The organism is Pseudoxanthomonas mexicana, from assembly GCF_046736355.1.
Taxonomy (GTDB): domain Bacteria; phylum Pseudomonadota; class Gammaproteobacteria; order Xanthomonadales; family Xanthomonadaceae; genus Pseudoxanthomonas_A; species Pseudoxanthomonas_A mexicana_B.
On the sequence record NZ_CP157201.1, the window covers coordinates 3,016,736 to 3,034,181 of the forward strand.

Sequence of the window (17,446 nt, forward strand, 5' to 3'; positions counted from 1 at the left end):
TAAATCTGGCCCCCCGATGTCACGGCGAGGCAGCCAGCATGACCATGAAGTTCCTCATCCTGCTCACGGCCGGCATCGCCCTGGCAGCGATTCCTGCCGGGAGCCTGGCATCCCGGGAAGCGGATGCCGACTTGAACGTGCAGGCCGCTCCCTTCCAGGAACAGGCCGCCCGCATCCGCGCCGATCTGTCCGGAGGTAACAAGTATTCGGAAATCAAGCAGAACGATCGCGACAACGTGCTGGGACTGCTGCGCCACATGGAATCGCAGTTGGCCGGCGTCGGCAGCGTCGACGAACTCTCCATGCAGGCCAGGGTGGAGCTGTTCAATACCCAGGAACACATCAACACCATCCTCACCGGCGCGCGCGCCGACAGCCGCGTGATCTGTACGCGCGAGCAGGTCACCGGCAGCCACCGCAAGCAGCAGACCTGTCTTACCGTCGCCGAGCGCGAGCGTCGCCGGGAGGCCAACAAGGAGCACCTGCTCAGGCAGCAGAGGTACACCCCATGCCTGGAGGCGGGCAAGAACTGCGCCTCTCCCGGCCTGTAGATACCCGCATCCAGTCAGCAACGCCGGCAGGCCCGGCCACCGGGGAACCGGTGGTGGTTTAGACTTTCCACCAACACATTGCCGGCCCTGCCATGTCCACCATCATCACCGCCTTCGCGGTTCCCATCGTCACCGCGCAACTGGATGACTGCGCCACGCTCAATGCGGAACTGCGCGAACTGTTCCTGAAATGCGAGTCGCAGGGCGACAAGTACGCCAATCCCGATCCCTATACCCACCGCAACCATGCCATGTTTGAAAGCGCGTTCACGCTGTTCGACTGGCCGCATCCGGCAGTGGCGAAGATGCGCGACTTCTGCCTGTCGCAGCTGTACCAGCACATCGGCCAGTTGAACGGCTTCGACAACGCGACCCTGCAGCGCCTGCACATCGCCTACGAATCATGGTTCCACATCACCCGCAGGGGCGGGTATTTCGGCGTGCACAACCACCCCATGCACTCCTGGTCGGGCGTCTATTGCGTATGCCAGGAAGGCGACGAGCATGATCCCGACAGTGGCCGCCTGACCTTCATCAGTCCCTACCTGGCCAATACCATGTACGTGGACATGGCCTCGCACGGGATGAAGCCGCCGTTCCAGCTGGGCAACATCCCCACCCGCCTCAAACCCGGGCAACTGGTGCTGTTCCCCTCGTGGCTGCTGCATGAAGTCAGCACTTTCGAGCCCAAGGATGCCGGCCTGCGCATCACGGTCGCCTTCAACACACGCTTCAGGATGGATGGGGTTCCTCCCCCCAAGCCACCCACCAGCCTGTAGCCGGGCTACATGACGCCGATCGATTCGGCGATCACTCCACCTGCACTTCCGCATTGCCCGAGAACGTGGTCAGGCTGATCCTGCCGTCGCCGTTGCCGTAGCGGGTGGTGAAGCTGGCGCCGGGGCCGCGGCGCTTTTCGATGGTGACGCCGGTGGCCTTGAGGGTGCCGCTGAAGGTTTCGCCGCTGACCTGCGCCGAGGTTTCCTTCGGCAGGAGCAGGCTGAGGTCGCCGCTGACCGACTCGAGCTTGATCTCGCCGCCGCCGGCCAGCGCGGTGCGGACGTCGGCGTCGCCGCTGACGGTGTTGGCGGTCAGTTCCCGCACCTGTTCGCCGTTGACCTGCACCTGGATGCGCCCGGAGACGGTCTCCACGCCGACCTCACCGTTGAGGCGGCCGCGCAGCAGCACGTTGCCGCTGACCGACTCGGCCTCGACGTCGGCGCTGTTGAGGGTCAGGGTGAGGTTGCCGCTGACCGATTCGATCTCGGCCTTGCGCGGGGCGCCGGCGGCGACGATGTTGCCGCTGACGCTCTCGATGGACAGGTGCGCGGGTGCCACGCCGGACACGTCGATGTCGGCCGCGACCGATTCGATGTCCAGGTCGGCGCGCAGCGGCACGGTCAGGCGCAGGTCGCTGGGTTCGGAGCGGCCGCCGATCAGGCCGCTGGTGCGCGGGTACTGGACGCGCACGGTCAGCCGCCGCGCATCGCCTTCGACGACCAGCTTCTCGGCGCCCTTGCCGAGGGTGCCGGTGATGTGGACTTCGTCGCGGTCCCAGGCGCGCACCTCGATGCGGCCCTTGAGGTTCTCGATCTCCAGCTTGCCGCGCGCGTCCAGCGGACGGGTCTGGTCGATGGCGCTCTGCGCCCAGGCGGCCGGGGCCAGCGCGGCGGCCAGCAGCAACAGTGTCGTGATCGTGCGTTTCATGGCAGGGGTTCCTTCGGTCAGGTCATGGCGAGGCGCTGGGTCAGGGCCAGGCGCCGGGCGTAGGTGCGGCGCAGCTTGTCCAGCAGGAAGCGCGCATCGGGATGGGCGTCGAGCGCGCTGCGGATCTGCTGCGCGCTGCGATCGAGGTCTTCCAGCGCGCCGGCGACCTCGGGCGAGGTCGGCGCGGGCGGCAGTTGCGCCAGCGCGCCCTGGTAGTCGCGGGTCATGGCAGCGGCCTCGCGCGGGAGCAGCGGCGCCTCGCGCGGCGCTTCCAGCGCGCCGGTGCGCCACAGCAGGCCGGCCAGCAGCAGCACCGAGGCGGCGCTGGCCCAGGGCGTGAAGCGTCGCCAGGCGCTGCGGCGAGGCTCGGCCGGCCGCGGCGGCGACTGCGGCGTCGCCGCGATGCGCGTGGCGATGCCCGGCCACAGGTCGCGCGACGGCGGCAGTTCGCGCTGCATCGCGCGCAGTCGCCAGCGCAGGCGGTCGTTGGAGTCGGTATCGGTGTTCATGCTCATGCCTCCAGGCGTTGCCGCAGCAACTGGCGGGCGCGGTGCAGCTGCGCCTTGGAACTGCCGACGGCCATGCCGAGCTGTTCGGCGATTTCCTCGTGTTTCCAGCCTTCCACGTCGTACAGCACCAGCACGGCGCGCGCCCGCGGCGGCAGCGTGGCCACGGCGCGCTCCAAATCCTGCGACAGCGCGGTCACGTGTCCGGCCGAATCCGGCTGCGGCACCTCGTCCAGTGCCTCGTCGTCGTCGAAGCGCGGCTGGCTGCGGCGGGCGCGCAGCTCCATCAGCGCGGTGGTGACCGCCAGCCGGTGCAGCCAGGTCGAGAATGCGCTTTCGAAGCGGAAGCCGGGCAGCGCCTGCCAGGCGCGGACGAACGCCTCCTGGGTCAGATCCTCGGCGCGTGCGCCATGCCCGCCGACCAGGCGCACGATCACACCGTGCACGCGGCCGGCATGGCGGCGATACAGCGCCTCGAACGCCGGTACCTCGCCTCGCGCGGCCGCCCGCGCCAGGGCCGCATCGGTCTGCTCGGCCGCGCCTGGGCCGGTGTCTGTCATCAGGTCGCTCACGACGGGGGTCAGCATACCGGGTGGGATGCGGGTTCCGCCGGGAGGGTTTAGAGAGGGTTTCGCATGTTTCCCGATCCCGGCGGGGCAATGCGTGGTCCAGAAGCCGAGCCGAGCAAGCTCGGCTCTACAGGTTCGCGCACGCTCGTAGAGCCGAGCTTGCTCCGCTTGCCTCCCTGGGGACCGCGTCGCGACTATTCCGCCAGCAGGGCGGCGATGCGCTGCTGCTCTTCCGTCAGCGCGGCCGGCGTGCGCGGGCCGAACTCGCCCAGGAACTGGCCGATGCCCTCGAACTCGTCCCGCCAGCCGTCGCGATCGAACCAGAACAGCTTGACCCGCGCCTCGTCGCTCAGCGACAGGCCGTGCAGGTTCAGCGCGTCGGCGTCGGGCAGGTAGCCGATCGGCGTCTCGACCGCCTCGGCCTGGCCTTCGACGCGCTTGATCATCCATTCCAGCACGCGCAGGTTGTCGCCGAAGCCCGGCCACAGGAACGCGCCGTCCTCGCCCTTGCGGAACCAGTTGACGTGGAAGATCTTCGGCAGCTTCGCGCCCGGCTTGTCGAACGACAGCCAGTGGCCGAAGTAGTCGGCGAAGTTGTAGCCGCAGAACGGCTTCATCGCCATCGGGTCGCGGCGCATCACGCCGACCGCGCCGGTCGCGGCGGCGGTGGTCTCCGAGCCCATCGCCGCACCGACCAGCACGCCGTGGGTCCAGTCGCGCGCCTCGAACACCAGCGGCACCAGCGAGGCGCGGCGGCCGCCGAACACGATCGCCGAGATCGGCACGCCCTGCGCGTCCTCGGCGCGCGGCGACCAGCTCGGGCACTGCCGGGCGCTGACGGTGAAGCGCGAGTTGGGATGCGCGGCCGGGCCGTTGGCCGGGTCGTAGGGACGGCCCTGCCAGTCCAGCGCCGGGGTTCGCTTGTCCAGCCCTTCCCACCACGGCTGGTTGTCGTCGGTGACGGCGACGTTGGTGAAGATGGTGTCGCGGGCGATGCTGGCCAGCGCGTTGGGATTGGATTTTTCCGAGGTGCCGGGGGCGACGCCGAAGAAGCCGGCTTCCGGGTTGATCGCGTACAGGCGGCCGTCGGCGCCCGGGCGCATCCAGCAGATGTCGTCGCCGACCGTCCACACCTTCCAGCCGGCCTCGCGATAGCCCTGCGGCGGGATCAGCATCGCCAGGTTGGTCTTGCCGCAGGCCGAGGGGAACGCCGCGGCGACGTAGTGGGTCTCGCCCTGCGGGTTCTCGATGCCGACGATCAGCATGTGCTCGGCCAGCCAGCCCTCGCTGCGCGCCTGGTGCGAGGCGATGCGCAGCGCGTGGCACTTCTTGCCCAGCAGCGCGTTGCCGCCGTAGCCGGAGCCGTAGCTCTTGATGGCCAGCTCTTCCGGGAAATGCATGATGAAGCGGCGATCCGGATCCAGCTCGCCGGTCGAATGCAGGCCCTTGACGAAGGTCCCCTCGCGCTCGATGCGCGCCAGCGCCGCGGCGCCCATGCGGGTCATGATGCGCATGTTGGCGACCACGTACGGCGAGTCGGTGATCTCGACGCCGCAGCGCGCCAGCGGCGAGTCGATCGGCCCCATGCAGTACGGCACCACGTACAGCGTGCGCCCGCGCATGCAGCCGGCGAACAGCGCGTCCATCTTCGCGTGCGCTTCGGCCGGCGCCATCCAGTGGTTGTTGGGACCCGCGTCCTCGCGCTCGGGCGTGCAGACGAAGGTCAGGTGCTCCACGCGCGCCACGTCGCTGGGACTGGAACGGTGCAGCCAGCTGCCGGGATGGGTGTCGGGGTTGAGCGGCAGCAGCGTGCCGTCAGCCTGCATCTGCGCGATCAGCGCGGCGTTCTCGGCATCGCTGCCATCGCACCAGTGGATGCGATCCGGCTGGGTCAGCGCGGCGACTTCGGCCACCCAGGCGTTGAGCGCCTGCAGTTGGCTACCCTGGGAATCCGCCGTCTTGAAGAGATCGACCGCTGCGTTCATGCCCTGCCCTCTAAGAATGAGACCAAAATGATACCAATGGCGCGCGCCAATGACGAGGACAACGCTGAACCATCGGCAGGACGGTCAAGGGACAGGCGACGCAGGCGGTGGACAGGTCCGGCCCGTGCCGCGCAGGCAGGCGGGAGCGATGGGCCGATGCGGCAGGGCGCCCGGCCGCCGGGACGCTCGCGGGCAGGCCGCCGGTGGCTACGCCGGGATCAGCGTGGAGATCACGTGCTCCAGGTAGGCCTCGAATTCCTCGTGCGTCATCCGCGGCTGCTGCAACTGCAGCGACAGCTGCAGGAAGCCGACGTAGGCCGCGTAGGTCAGGCGCGCGCGGTGGTGGGCATCGGTGCGGCCCAGCCCGGCCTGGCGGAACGAGGCCACCAGGTACTCCAGGCGGCGCTGCGAGACGCGGTCGATCACCGGCTGCACGGCGGGATGATCCAGCGCCTTGAGCAGTCCGCTGTAGATGACGTGCGACTTGACCTCGTGGCCGACCAGCTGGAACAGCGCGCGCAGGCGCTCGCGCGGATCCGGCACGGTTTCCAGCTGGCCGAACACGCTTTCCTGCTCGACCGATTCCCAGCGCTCAAGCGCCGCCTGCAACAGCGCGTCGCGCGAGGGGAAATGCCAGTAGAAGCTGCCCTTGGTGACGCCGAGCCTGCGCGCCAGCGGTTCGACCGCCACCGCGGAAACGCCCTGCTCGGCGATCAGATCGAGCGCGGCCTGCGCCCAGTCGTCCGCGCTCAGGCGGCTGTTGCGGGAAGCGGGAGCGGGCTGTTCGTCGGGTGTGTTCATGTTTGCATTTAACCATACGGCGCGGTTTGCGGCGGTATGTTTGCTGCATTGCGGCGTATCCATCCTGCAATCAAGGGCTTGCGCCTTCCGCTTCCGCAAAACCGATTGACTACTCTAATTCCGGATGCCCATACTTATCCGTATGGTCCTTCATTCCTCTCCTGCCGGTCCCGCAGACGGCGACACGCCTCCGGTCCGCATCCGCGGCGCCGGCGGCCTGACGCTGGCGGCGTCCACATTCACCTCGGCCGAACCGCTGCAGGGCGAAAGCCGGCTGATCTACGCGCACGGCTTCGGCCAGACGCGCGGAGCCTGGCGGCGCACCGCGCAGGCGCTGGCCGCCCGCGGGCATGGCGGCCTGGCCTATGACGCGCGCGGGCACGGCCAGTCCGGGCGCAACGCCGAAGCCGAGCCGTATGCCGGCGACCAGTTCGCCGACGACCTGATCATCGTGGCCGGCGAGCAGTCGCAGGCGCCGGTGCTGGTCGGTGCGTCGATGGGCGGGCTGTTCGGCATGGTCGCCGAGTCGCGCTGGCCGGGCCTGTTCCGCGCGATGGTGCTGGTCGACATCACTCCGCGCTGGGAAATGGCCGGCATGCAGCGCATCCTCGGCTTCATGACCGCCTTCCCCGAGGGCTTCGACTCGCCCGAGCACGCCGCCGAGATCATCGCCGCCTACCTGCCGCACCGCCGTTCGCGCAAGAGCGCGGACGACCTGCGCGAGCTGCTGCGCCCGGCCGGGGACGGCCGCTGGCGCTGGCACTGGGACCCGCGCCTGATCGACGAGCTGGCGCGCGACAGCGAGCAGCACCAGGACGGCATCGCCGAGGCCGCGCGCAAGCTGCAGTGCCCGATCCTGCTGATCAGCGGCGGGCGCAGCGACCTGGTGTCCGAGCGCACCGTGGGCGAGTTCCTCGACCTGGTCCCGCACGCGCATCATGTGCATCTGCCGCAGGCCACGCACATGGTGGCCGGCGACGACAACGACGCATTTACCGCCACCGTGCTGGAATACCTGGCCGGGCTCCCCGCGCCAGCCGCCGCAGCCGATCTTCCCGAAGCCGTCATCGCATCCGTGTCCGGAGTACGCCCATGAGCATCGTCGTCCCCTTCCTCGTCCTGCTGCTGGCGGGCGCGTTCGCCGCCTACCACCGGCTGCGGCTGGTCGTCTTCACCGCCATCGGCGCGGCGGCGCTGGTGGCCTGCTGGCTGCTCGGCGCGCATGCCACCGCCACCGCGATCGCGGCGATCCTGCTGGCCATCGCCACCTTGCCGGTGCTGCTGCCGTTCCTGCGCAAGCCGCTGATCACCGCGCCGATGCTGAAGGTCTTCCGCAAGGTGCTGCCGCCGCTGTCCAAGACCGAGCGCATCGCGCTGGAGACCGGATCGGTGGGCTTCGAGGGCGAGCTGTTCACCGGCGACCCGGACTGGCAGAAGCTGCTCGACTACCCCAAGCCGCAGCTCACCGCCGAGGAGCAGGCGTTCCTGGACGGCCCGGTCGAGGAGCTGTGCCGGATGGTCAACGACTGGGAAATCACCCACGTCCACGCCGACCTGCCACCGGAACTTTGGGACTTCATCAAGAAGAACAGGTTCTTCGGCATGATCATCCCCAAGCAGTACGGCGGCCTGGGTTTCTCCGCGCTGGCGCACCACAAGGTGATCCAGAAGATCGCCTCGATCTCCAGCGTGGTCAGCTCCACCGTCGGCGTGCCCAATTCGCTGGGCCCGGGCGAGCTGCTGGTGCACTACGGCACGCAGGAGCAGAAGGACTACTACCTGCCGCGGCTGGCGCAGGGGCTGGAAGTGCCCTGCTTCGGCCTGACCGGCCCGTTCGCCGGTTCGGATGCGACCTCGATCCCCGACTACGGCATCGTCTGCAAGGGTGAGTGGAACGGCGCCAACGTGCTCGGCATCCGGCTGACCTTCGACAAGCGCTACATCACCCTGGCGCCGGTCTCCACGATCATCGGCCTGGCCTTCCGCATGTACGACCCGGACGGCCTGCTCGGCGACACCCGCGACATCGGCATCACCCTGGCGCTGCTGCCGCGCGACACCGAGGGCGTTGAAGTCGGCCGCCGCCACTTCCCGCTCAACTCGCCGTTCCAGAACGGCCCGGTGCGCGGCAAGGACGTGTTCATCCCGCTGAGCCAGCTGATCGGCGGCGCCGAGAAGGCCGGCCTGGGCTGGAACATGCTCAACGAATGCCTGGCGGTGGGCCGCTCGATCACCCTGCCCTCGACCGCCAGCGGCGGCGCCAAGGCCGGCGCGGTGGTGGTCGGCGCCTACGCGCGCATCCGCAAGCAGTTCGGCCTGTCGATCGGCCGCTTCGAGGGCGTGGAGGAGGCGCTGGCGCGCATCGGCGCCAAGGCCTACGCGATCAGCGCGCTGTCGCAGGCCACCGCCGCGGCGGTGGATCGCGGCGACGTGCCTTCGGTGCCGTCGGCGATCGCCAAGTACCACTGCACCAGCATGAGCCGCGAGGTGGTCAGCGACGCGATGGACATCATCGGCGGCAAGGGCATCATCCTGGGCCCGCGCAACTTCGCCGGCCGCAACTGGCAGGCCGCGCCGATCGCCATCACGGTGGAAGGCGCCAACATCATGACCCGCAGCCTGCTGATCTTCGGCCAGGGCGCGATCCTGTGCCATCCGTGGGTGATGAAGGAGATGCAGGCCGCGCAGGATCCGGATCACGCCGCCGGCCTGGAAGTGTTCGATGAAAGCCTGTTCGGCCACATCCGCTACGGCATCTCCAACGCGGTGCGCTCGTTCTGGTTCGGCATCACCGGCGCGAAGATCGGCGCGGCGCCGGGCGACGCCTACACCCGCCGCTACTTCCGCAAGCTGGACCGCTATTCGGCCAACCTGGCGCTGATGGCCGACGTGTCGATGATGACGCTGGGCGGCAAGCTGAAGTTCAAGGAGTCGCTGTCCGGCCGCCTGGGCGACGTGCTCAGCCACATCTACATGACCAGCGCGATGCTCAAGCGCTACCACGACGAGGGCGCGCCGCAGGCCGACCAGCCGCTGCTGGCCTGGGCCTTCCATGACAGCGTGCACAGGATCGAGAACGCGCTGTCGGCGGCGCTGCGCAACTTCCCGATCCGCCCGATCGGCTGGCTGATGTGGGCGCTGATCTTCCCGCTCGGCCGCCGCGCCGAGGCGCCGGGCGATCGCCTGGGCCATCGCGTGGCCTCGCTGCTGATGACCCAGAACGAGGCGCGCGACCGGCTGGCGCACGGCGTGTTCCTGACCCCGTGCGAGAACAACCCCGGCGGCCGCATCGCCAGCTACCTGGCCAAGGCCATCGCCGCCGAGCCGGTCGAGCGCAAGCTGCTCAAGGCGCTCAAGACCAAGGGCATCGAGGCGCTGGACTACGCCTCGCAGCTGGACGAGGGCGTGCGCGAGGGCTGGATCACCGCCGAGGAGCGCAAGCAGCTGGAAGAACTGCGCGCAATCACGCTGGAGACGATCACCGTCGACGATTTCGACACCCACGAGCTGCGCGCGGCCAGCTACTACGACCTGCCGCAGCACAAGCGCCAGCCGCGCGAAGCGGCCTGAAGCGCCATGCGCCCTCCCCCGATCGCGGGGGAGGAGCGGGCATCGTGATGCCTCGAACACGGCGGCGAGGCGGTATTCCACGCCCGCACCACGATGCGGGTTTCGCCGAAGTCCGCGCGGCTGGCTGCGCGATCTGCCCTCAGCCGGCCACGGTCAACCGGCACTGGGCATGGCGGCATCGCCCGTCCCGGCCGGGCGCTGCGTGCGCTCCGGCGGCAGCTTCGCCTCCTCGCGCAGCAGCCGCCACATGCTGAACGTCATCGCCGACGCGATCAGCACGCCCGCGCCGAACACCGCGCTGGAGCCGAACGCGGACAGCAGCTTGTGCAGCCAGACGAAGGCGAGGTCGCCGCCGCGGTAGATCACCGTGTCGATCGCCGCGCCGGCCTTGTAGCGCCATTCGCGGCCGACGCGGGTGTAGATGGTCTCGCGCGCCGGCTTGGCCAGCGAGAACTCGCTGGCGCGGGTGGCCACCTGCACGATCGCCACCATCACCGGCAGCGGCGAGGCCGACAGGATCGAGAAGCCGACGATGACCGCCGCCCCCGGGATTAGCAGCGCCGGCGCGATGCCGAAGCGCGACATCAGCGCGCGCGTGATCAGCAGCTGCGCGACCAGGGTCAGCGAGTTGACCGCCAGGTCGAGCATGGCGAAATAGGCCGCGCGCTCGTCGGCGGTGGCGAACATCGTCCGCGCGATGCGGTTCTGCTCGTTGTAGAGCAGCGTGCCCACGCCCACGCCCAGCACCACCATCAGCGCCATCCAGCGCAGCAGCGGTTCCTTCGCCACCAGCTTCAGGCCGGCCAGCACCTCGCCGCCCATCGGCTTCTCGCCGCTGGCCTGCCTGCGCTCGCGTTCGCGCACGACGGCGTAGCGCCGCAGCCGCAGGATGCAGACCACGCAGATCGCCAGCAGCGCGCACGAGACCAGCATCATGTTGGGGATGCCGATCTGCTGGACCAGCGTGCGGGTCAGCATCGGCCCGAGGAACGCGCCGAGGGTGCCGGCCGCGCCGATGTAGCCGTAGTACCTGCGCGCCTCGGCGTTGCTGTACACGTCGGCCATGAAGCTCCAGAACACCGCCACCGCGAACAGGTTGAACACGGTGAGCCACAGGATGAAGGCCAGGCCGCGCCCGGCCACGCCGCTGTCGAACATCGCGTGGAACAGCAGCAGCGTGGCGATGAAGAAGCCGTAGATCACCGGCAGGAACACCCGCCGCGCGAACCGGCTGACCAGCCAGCCGTACACCGGCTGCAGCAGCAGCATGATCACGAACACCGCGGTGAAGATGACCTGCAGGGTGAACTCGCCCAGGGCCACGCCGCGCTCGGCGAAGAAGCCGATCATCGCCGGCGGGAACACCGCCTCGATGTCGCTGGAGGCGGCCATCGCCTCGCGCACCGGGCGCAGCACGTAGTAGCCGCTGAGCAGGCAGAAGAAATACAGGAACGACCACAGCAGCGGCGGTGAATCGCCCAGCGCGGCGCGGAAACGGCCGAGCGGCGACGTCTGGCGGGGAGTGTCGTTCATCGGGATCGGGACGGCCTGCGGTTGCTGGGTTCCAGCGACCGTCCCGGACGGGGGCGTCGCCACGCGCGCAAGGTATACGATGCACCGCAACATCACCAGCATGCCGGCCCGTCTGTTCGGAACGCCCGCCGCCGGGCGGGAGCATCCGGCCGAGCACATGCTCTAGCCGGCGCCGCTAGCGTCGCTGCGATCTTCGCCGCGGGGAGCGTGCGTGTACGACTACATCATCATCGGCGCCGGCTCGGCCGGCTGCGTGCTCGCCCATCGCCTCAGCGAGGATCCGCACTGCCGCGTGCTGCTGCTGGAAGCCGGCCCGCGCGACTGGCATCCCTTCATCCACATGCCGGCCGGGCTGGCGCGGCTGGTCGGCAATACCCGCATCAACTGGAGCTACGACACCGAGCCGGAGCCGAACCTGGGCAACCGCCGGCTGTGGTGGCCGCGCGGCAAGGTGCTGGGCGGCTCCAGTTCGATCAACGCGATGTGCTACGTGCGCGGCACGCCGGCCGACTACGACGACTGGGCCGCGCGCGGCGCCGCGGGCTGGGACTGGCGCGGCGTGCTGCCGTACTTCCGCCGCGCCGAACGCAACGCGCGCGGCGCCGACGACCTGCACGGCGGCGACGGCCCGCTGCACGTGTCCGACCTGCGCCACCGCAATCCGCTGTCACAGGCCTTCGTCGAGGCGGGCATGCAGCTGGGCCTGCCGCGCAACGAAGACTTCAACGGCCCGGCGCAGGAAGGCGTCGGCTTCTACCAGGTCACCCAGCGCGACGGCGCGCGCTGCTCCAGCGCCGCGGCCTACCTGCGCCCGGCGCGGGCGCGCGCCAACCTGGAGGTACGGACCGGCGTGCTGGCCGAGCGCATCGTGCTGCGCGGCGGGCGCGCGGTGGCGGTCGAGTATTTACGCGGCGGCCGCCGCCACCGCGCCGAGGCCACGCGCGAAGTGCTGCTCGGCGCCGGCACGATCAACTCGCCGCAGCTGCTAATGCTCTCCGGCATCGGCCCGGCCGACCACCTGCGCGCGCACGGCATCGCGGTCGCGCAGGACCTGCCCGGGGTGGGCGGCAACCTGCAGGATCACCTGGACATCTGCACGCTGCAGCGCTGCACCTCGCGCATCAGCTACGACCGCGCCAGCGAGCTGCGGCTGGCCTTCGACTACTACCTGCGCGGCCGCCGCGGCGCCGGCACCAGCAACATCGCCGAGGCCGGCGCGTTCGTGCGCTCGCCGCTGGCCGAAGACGCGCGCGCCGACATCCAGCTGCACTTCGTCCCGGCCATGCTCGACGACCACGGCCGCAACCGCCTGCCCGGCGACGGCTACACCGTGCACGCCTGCTTCCTGCGCCCGCGCAGCCGCGGCCGCATCCAGCTGCGCAGCGCCGACCCGCGCGCGCCGGCCCGCATCCACGCCAACTACCTGGGCGATGCGGAAGGCTTCGATCTGCGCATGATGGTCGAATGCGCGCGGCTGTCGCGCGACCTGCTCGCCCAACCCGCGTTCGACCGCCATCGCGGCGGGCCGCTGGCGCCGCCGCGCGACGATCTCCCGGATGCGGAACTGGCCGACTTCGTGCGCGCCAAGGCGGAGTCCATCTACCACCCGGTCGGCACCTGCCGGATGGGCGGCGATGCCGAGGCCGTGGTCGATGCGCAACTGCGCGTGCATGGCGTGGCCGGACTGCGCGTGGTCGACGCCTCGGTGATGCCGACGCTGCCCGGCGGCAACACCAACGCGCCGACCGTCATGATCGCCGAGCGTGCGGCGGATCTGATCCGCGGCCGGGCCGTGGCCTGAACGCCTGCCCCGGTCCGATGCGCTTTCGCCCCAGGTGACCGCGTGCGCGCCCGCGATGCCGAATCCCCATGCCGCCAGCAGGCACAGGATCCGGCGCGCGCTCATGCGCGTTCCAGCACCGGCGGCAGCGGGCAGTGCAGCACGCCGCAGATCGTGCGCAGCAGTTCGGCCTCGGCCACGCTGACGCGCCCGTCGTGGCTGGCGGCGGCGGTGATCGCCTCGACCATCACCTGCTTGGCCAGCGGATCCAGCGCGTCCAGCGGTTCCCATACCGCGTCCAGCGCCTGCACGCCCGCCGCCGGCGGCGCGTACGGCAGGTGATCCCGCGGCAGCACCCGTTGCAAACCTGCCAGGTAGGCGCGCCGCGCCTGCGCGGGATCGGCATGGCCGGCCTGCGCGACCACCGCCAGCAGGGTGGCGAACTCCTGCTTGACGTTGCCGGGCTTGCGCCGGCCGAAGCGCGCATGGCGGCCCGGATCCAGCGCCTCGCGCACCTGCACCTGCAGCAGCCGCGCCAGGCAGTACTCGAACAGCGACACCTGGCCGTCGGCGTGCACGGCCGCATCGACGGTGTCGAGGAAGGTCTCCAGTTCCGGCCGCGGGCGCATCCGCAGCACCGGGAAGATCAGCGCCGCCAGCGGCAGCCGCAGCATCGGGTGCAGCCCGTGCAGGTGCGTGCGGCGCAATTCGTCCGCCTGCCGCGCCATCGGCTCGCCCATGCGCGCGGCGATCTCGTAGCGCTGGCGCCCGGCGACGGCCTCGTCGCCGTCCAGCAGCAGGCCCAGCAGCAGCGGCATCGCCTGGTCGCGGCGTCCGGCCAGCGCGCGCAATTCCTGCGGCAGCGTCTCGACGATGGCGTGAGCGCGCTGGTAGTCGTCCTGCGCAGGCAGGGCAACCTGCGCGGCGACCTGCGGCGGGGTCACGTCCAGATCCTGCGTCGCGCCCGGCAGCGGCGGCGGCGCGGCGCGGGCGACGCCGTCGGCCAGTCCCAGCGCGATGTCCTCCTGCAGGCCGTCGGGCGGTGCGGCCAGCCAGCGCCGCGACAGTTCCTGCAGCTGTCGCGGGTCGAACAGCGGATCCAGCTTGCGGATGCGCTCGACCAGCGGCGGGTGGGTGGCGAACATCCGCGAGAACGCCATGCCCTCGCCGAACAGCATGTGGCTGACTTCCTCGGCCTTGCCCTTGTCGGCCAGCTGCGAGCCTTCCTGCAGGCCGCCGATCTTCTTCAGCGCGCCGGCCAGCCCGGCGGTCTGGCGGGTGAACTGCACGGCCGAGGCATCGGCCAGCAACTCGCGCTGGCGGCTGACCCCGGCCTTGATCATGCGGCCGAAGAACAGGCCGATGCCGCCGACCACCATCGCCACCAGCGCGATGATCAGGATCGCGCTGCCGTCGCGCCCGCGCCCGCCGCGCCCGTACAGCAGCACGCGCTGGCCGATGATGCTCAGCATCATGATGCCGAACAGCACGCCCATCAGGCGAATGTTCAACCGCATGTCGCCGTTGAGGATGTGGCTGAACTCGTGCGCGATCACGCCCTGCAGCTCGTCGCGGTTGAGCTTGTGCAGCGCGCCGCGGGTCACCGCCACCGCCGCGTCTGACGGCGCGTAGCCGGCGGCGAATGCGTTGATGCCGGCCTCGTGCTCGAGCACGTACAGCTTGGGCACCGGCACGCCGGAGGCGATGGCGATCTCCTCGACCACGTTGCGCAGCCGGCGCAGCTGCGGGTCGCGCGTGTCCTCCGGCACCTCGCTGCCGCCCATCTGCAAGGCCACCGCCTCGCCGCCGCCGCGCAGCGTCGCGAGGCGATACAGCGACCCCAGCCCAATCACCGCCAGCGTCGCCAGCGTGCTGAACGCCAGCAGCCCGACGATGCCGGCCCCGTCGCCGCCGCCGAACAACAGCAGCACCGCCAGATCCACCGCGACGACGATGCCGAACACTGCCAGCGCGAACAGCACCACCATCCGCGTCGAACTGCGGCGCGCGGCCGCCTGGTGCTCGAAGAAGTTCATGGGAGCGGGGATTGGGGGCTAGGGGTTAGGGGTTAGGGGTTAGGGGTTAGGGGTTAGGGGTTAGGGGCTAGGGGCTAGGGGCTAGGGATTAGGGATTAGGGATTAGGGATTAGGGACAGCATGCGCCATTGCTCGTCATCCCAACGCAAGCTGGGTGATGGTCCAGGGCTTGATGACAGCCCGAGGAGGACTTCGGGCTTTTGCGGTTTTTAACAGACGAATGTCTGGTCATCCGAATCCCAAATCCCCAATCCCGGCCGCTCAGAACTGCACCTTCGGCGCCTCGCGCACCTCGGCCCTGTCGGCGGGGATGTCGAGCAGCGCGGCGGGGGCGAAGTTGAACGCGCCGGCCACCACGCTGGAGGGGAACATCTCGCGCTTGTTGTTGTAGGCCATCACCGCGTCGTTGTAGGCCTGCCGCGCGAAGGCGACCTTGTTCTCGGTGCTGGTCAGCTCTTCTGTGAGCTGCATCATGTTCTGGTTGGCCTTGAGGTCCGGATACGCCTCGGCGATGGCCAGCAGCCGTCCCAGCCCCGCGTTCAGCTGGCCCTGCGCCGCGGCCAGTTGCGCCATCGCCTCGGGATCGCCCGGGTTGGCCTTGGCCGCCGCCAGCCCGGATTGCGCCGCCGAGCGCGCGGCCACCACCGCCTCCAGCGTCTGCCGCTCGTGGCTCATGTAGGCCTTGGCGGTCTCCACCAGGTTGGGGATCAGATCGAAGCGGCGCTGCAGTTGCACGTCGATCTGCGCGAATGCATTCCTGAATGCGTTGCGCGCGGTCACAAGTCCGTTATAGATGCCCACGCCCCACAACACGACGACGACGGCTAGCCCCACAATCATCAACAAGATGAACAACATGGACATGGAACTTCTCCCCGTTTGTGCAATCAGAAAAGGACGCTATCATCCCGACAGCCACAGCTTACGCAGGCCACGCGCATGATGAAAGATGAACGTCCCTCACGCCGCGCGCGCGGCCTGCGCATCGCCCTGATCGGCCTGCTGCTGCCCTCGACGCTGCCGACCACGGCGCAGACGCCCACCTTGGCGCAGCATGACTTCGACTCCGTGACCGCCGTGTCTGCGGCGCAGCCGCGCCTGTACCAGGCAGCGTTGTCGAAGACCGCCACGACGCCGCTGCCGGCCGGCTTCGACGTGCGCATGTTCGAGACGATGGCGCAGGAACTGACCTACGGCCAGCGCGTGCCCGGCCTGGCGATGGCGATCGTGCACGAGGGCCGCGTGCTGAGCGCGCGCGGCTACGGCGTCACCGACGTCGCCGCGCCACAGCAGATCGACGAGCGCACGGTGTTCCGGCTGGCGTCGCTGTCCAAGGCCTTCGCCGGCACGATGACCGGACTGCTGGTCAACGACGGCACGCTGCGCTGGGACAGCAAGGTCAGCGACTACGTGCCGGACTTCCAGCTCAACGACGCGCACTCGACCGGGCGCGTGACCGTGGCCGATCTGCTCAGCCACCGCGCCGGGCTGAAGGCGCACAACGCCTACGATCGCGACATCGAGGCCAATGCCGAATACCGGCAGGTCGCGCGCAAGCTCGCCGACGCGCCGCTGACCTGCCTGCCCGGGCAGTGCTACGCCTACCAGAACGTCGCCTTCAGCCTGATCGGCGACGTGGTGCACGCGGCCAGCGGCGATGCCTACGAGCAGGAGGTCGAGCGCCGCCTGTTCAAGCCGCTGGGCATGGCCGACGCCAGCCTCGGGCTGGACGGCATCCACGCCAGCGCGCGCTGGGCGCGTCCGCACGTGCGCAGCCGCAACGGCTGGGTATCGGTCAGTCCCAAGCCCACCTATTACCGCCTGCCGCCGGCGGCGGGCGTCAACGCCAGCGCGAGCGACATGGCGCAATGGCTGCTGGCGCAGACCGGGCATCGTCCGGACGTGCTGCCGGCGCCGCTGCTGGCCACGCTGCACGCGCCGCTGATCTTCACCCCGGGCGAGATGCGCAGCGGCTGGCGGCGCGAGCGCCTGCAGGCGGCCAGCTATGCGCTGGGCTGGCGGGTGTTCGACTACGCCGGGCAGAAGGTGGTGTTCCATGCCGGCGCGGTGCAGGGCTATCGCGGCCTGGTCGCGCTGCTGCCGGAACGCGACTTCGGCGTGGCGATCCTGTGGAACAGCGACAGCAGCCTGCCTTCCGGCCTGCTGCCGACGATGCTGGACCGCGCGCTCGGGCTGCCGCCGCAGCCGTGGCTGGACACCCCGGCGATGGACGATCTGCTGCTGGCCGAATCCAGCCGCCAGGCGCCGGCGGAGAATGCGGGCCACCGCGACAACAGCGGCAGTTCCTCCAGCCGCTCGACCGCTTCGCCGCACTGAACCCGGCGCGTCCTGCATCGGCACCGCATGACGCGACGCGGCGGTATCCGAACCTCGATTCAGGCACCGAC

At 69.9% G+C, this 17,446-nt stretch carries 14 protein-coding genes; 6 read left to right on the top strand and 8 right to left on the bottom strand.

All coding sequences use genetic code 11. The annotated features are described in order from the left end of the window. Positions 1-44: 44 nt before the first annotated feature. Positions 45-551 carry a hypothetical protein gene (locus tag AAG688_RS13970; RefSeq protein WP_411832839.1) on the top strand — a complete coding sequence of 169 codons (507 nt, stop codon included), beginning with the start codon at positions 45-47 and terminating at the stop codon, positions 549-551. Between the two features lie 92 nt (positions 552-643). Further along, the gene (locus AAG688_RS13975) at positions 644-1,330 is read left to right on the top strand and encodes a putative 2OG-Fe(II) oxygenase (protein WP_411832840.1); all 687 of its coding nucleotides are present in this window, start codon (positions 644-646) and stop codon (positions 1,328-1,330) included. A gap of 31 nt (positions 1,331-1,361) precedes the next feature. Here the strand turns inward: AAG688_RS13975 and AAG688_RS13980 are convergent, their stop codons facing one another. The 5 genes from AAG688_RS13980 to AAG688_RS14000 all read right to left on the bottom strand — a co-directional run bounded on the left by AAG688_RS13980 (position 1,362) and on the right by AAG688_RS14000 (position 6,119). Then, complete coding sequence (locus AAG688_RS13980; protein WP_411832841.1) at positions 1,362-2,258, bottom strand: DUF4097 family beta strand repeat-containing protein; 897 nt, start codon at positions 2,256-2,258, stop codon at positions 1,362-1,364. Between the two features lie 17 nt (positions 2,259-2,275). After that, entirely contained in the window at positions 2,276-2,767 is a 492-nt protein-coding gene (locus AAG688_RS13985; RefSeq protein WP_411832842.1) for a hypothetical protein, read from the bottom strand. Positions 2,768-2,769: 2 nt separating this feature from the next. Next, positions 2,770-3,324, bottom strand: coding sequence for an RNA polymerase sigma factor (locus AAG688_RS13990; protein ID WP_411832843.1), 555 nt, complete (start codon positions 3,322-3,324; stop codon positions 2,770-2,772). 203 nt (positions 3,325-3,527) lie between these two features. Then, positions 3,528-5,318 (bottom strand): phosphoenolpyruvate carboxykinase (GTP), encoded by a 1,791-nt coding sequence (locus AAG688_RS13995; protein WP_411832844.1) that lies wholly within the window; start codon positions 5,316-5,318, stop codon positions 3,528-3,530. 207 nt (positions 5,319-5,525) lie between these two features. Next, entirely contained in the window at positions 5,526-6,119 is a 594-nt protein-coding gene (locus AAG688_RS14000; RefSeq protein WP_411832845.1) for a TetR/AcrR family transcriptional regulator, read from the bottom strand. Between the two features lie 142 nt (positions 6,120-6,261). Between AAG688_RS14000 and AAG688_RS14005 the strand changes: the two genes are divergently transcribed. Beyond that, the gene (locus AAG688_RS14005; RefSeq protein ID WP_411832846.1) at positions 6,262-7,215 is read left to right on the top strand and encodes an alpha/beta fold hydrolase; all 954 of its coding nucleotides are present in this window, start codon (positions 6,262-6,264) and stop codon (positions 7,213-7,215) included. Beyond that, entirely contained in the window at positions 7,212-9,689 is a 2,478-nt protein-coding gene (locus AAG688_RS14010) for an acyl-CoA dehydrogenase (RefSeq protein ID WP_411832847.1), read from the top strand. The genes AAG688_RS14005 and AAG688_RS14010 overlap by 4 nt, the downstream gene beginning before the upstream one ends. A gap of 153 nt (positions 9,690-9,842) precedes the next feature. Here the strand turns inward: AAG688_RS14010 and AAG688_RS14015 are convergent, their stop codons facing one another. Next, the gene (locus tag AAG688_RS14015) at positions 9,843-11,222 is read right to left on the bottom strand and encodes an NTP/NDP exchange transporter (protein ID WP_411832848.1); all 1,380 of its coding nucleotides are present in this window, start codon (positions 11,220-11,222) and stop codon (positions 9,843-9,845) included. A gap of 211 nt (positions 11,223-11,433) precedes the next feature. Here AAG688_RS14015 and AAG688_RS14020 point away from each other — a divergent pair, with 211 nt between their 5' ends. Continuing rightward, positions 11,434-13,023 carry a GMC family oxidoreductase gene (locus AAG688_RS14020; RefSeq protein WP_411832849.1) on the top strand — a complete coding sequence of 530 codons (1,590 nt, stop codon included), beginning with the start codon at positions 11,434-11,436 and terminating at the stop codon, positions 13,021-13,023. A 101-nt stretch (positions 13,024-13,124) separates the two neighbouring features. Here AAG688_RS14020 and AAG688_RS14025 read toward each other — a convergent pair whose 3' ends face one another. Together AAG688_RS14025 and AAG688_RS14030 are read right to left on the bottom strand one after the other, a co-directional pair. After that, positions 13,125-15,038: a M48 family metallopeptidase gene (locus AAG688_RS14025; RefSeq protein WP_411832850.1), complete on the bottom strand. Its 1,914-nt coding sequence runs from the start codon at positions 15,036-15,038 to the stop codon at positions 13,125-13,127. A gap of 261 nt (positions 15,039-15,299) precedes the next feature. Beyond that, positions 15,300-15,902 (bottom strand): LemA family protein, encoded by a 603-nt coding sequence (locus AAG688_RS14030; protein ID WP_411832851.1) that lies wholly within the window; start codon positions 15,900-15,902, stop codon positions 15,300-15,302. Positions 15,903-15,980: 78 nt separating this feature from the next. Here AAG688_RS14030 and AAG688_RS14035 point away from each other — a divergent pair, with 78 nt between their 5' ends. Continuing rightward, positions 15,981-17,375, top strand: coding sequence for a serine hydrolase domain-containing protein (locus tag AAG688_RS14035; RefSeq protein ID WP_411832853.1), 1,395 nt, complete (start codon positions 15,981-15,983; stop codon positions 17,373-17,375). Positions 17,376-17,446 lie beyond the last annotated feature (71 nt).

Bases quoted from the DNA above. Each gene is read 5' to 3' on its own strand.
- AAG688_RS13970 (WP_411832839.1), top strand. From the start codon at position 45: ATGAAGTTCCTCATCCTGCTCACGGCCGGCATCGCCCTGGCAGCGATT.
- AAG688_RS13975 (WP_411832840.1), top strand. From the start codon at position 644: ATGTCCACCATCATCACCGCCTTCGCGGTTCCCATCGTCACCGCGCAA.
- AAG688_RS13980 (WP_411832841.1), bottom strand. From the start codon at position 2,258: ATGAAACGCACGATCACGACACTGTTGCTGCTGGCCGCCGCGCTGGCC.
- AAG688_RS13985 (WP_411832842.1), bottom strand. From the start codon at position 2,767: ATGAACACCGATACCGACTCCAACGACCGCCTGCGCTGGCGACTGCGC.
- AAG688_RS13990 (WP_411832843.1), bottom strand. From the start codon at position 3,324: ATGACAGACACCGGCCCAGGCGCGGCCGAGCAGACCGATGCGGCCCTG.
- AAG688_RS13995 (WP_411832844.1), bottom strand. From the start codon at position 5,318: ATGAACGCAGCGGTCGATCTCTTCAAGACGGCGGATTCCCAGGGTAGC.
- AAG688_RS14000 (WP_411832845.1), bottom strand. From the start codon at position 6,119: ATGAACACACCCGACGAACAGCCCGCTCCCGCTTCCCGCAACAGCCGC.
- AAG688_RS14005 (WP_411832846.1), top strand. From the start codon at position 6,262: ATGGTCCTTCATTCCTCTCCTGCCGGTCCCGCAGACGGCGACACGCCT.
- AAG688_RS14010 (WP_411832847.1), top strand. From the start codon at position 7,212: ATGAGCATCGTCGTCCCCTTCCTCGTCCTGCTGCTGGCGGGCGCGTTC.
- AAG688_RS14015 (WP_411832848.1), bottom strand. From the start codon at position 11,222: ATGAACGACACTCCCCGCCAGACGTCGCCGCTCGGCCGTTTCCGCGCC.
- AAG688_RS14025 (WP_411832850.1), bottom strand. From the start codon at position 15,038: ATGAACTTCTTCGAGCACCAGGCGGCCGCGCGCCGCAGTTCGACGCGG.
- AAG688_RS14030 (WP_411832851.1), bottom strand. From the start codon at position 15,902: ATGTCCATGTTGTTCATCTTGTTGATGATTGTGGGGCTAGCCGTCGTC.
- AAG688_RS14035 (WP_411832853.1), top strand. From the start codon at position 15,981: ATGAAAGATGAACGTCCCTCACGCCGCGCGCGCGGCCTGCGCATCGCC.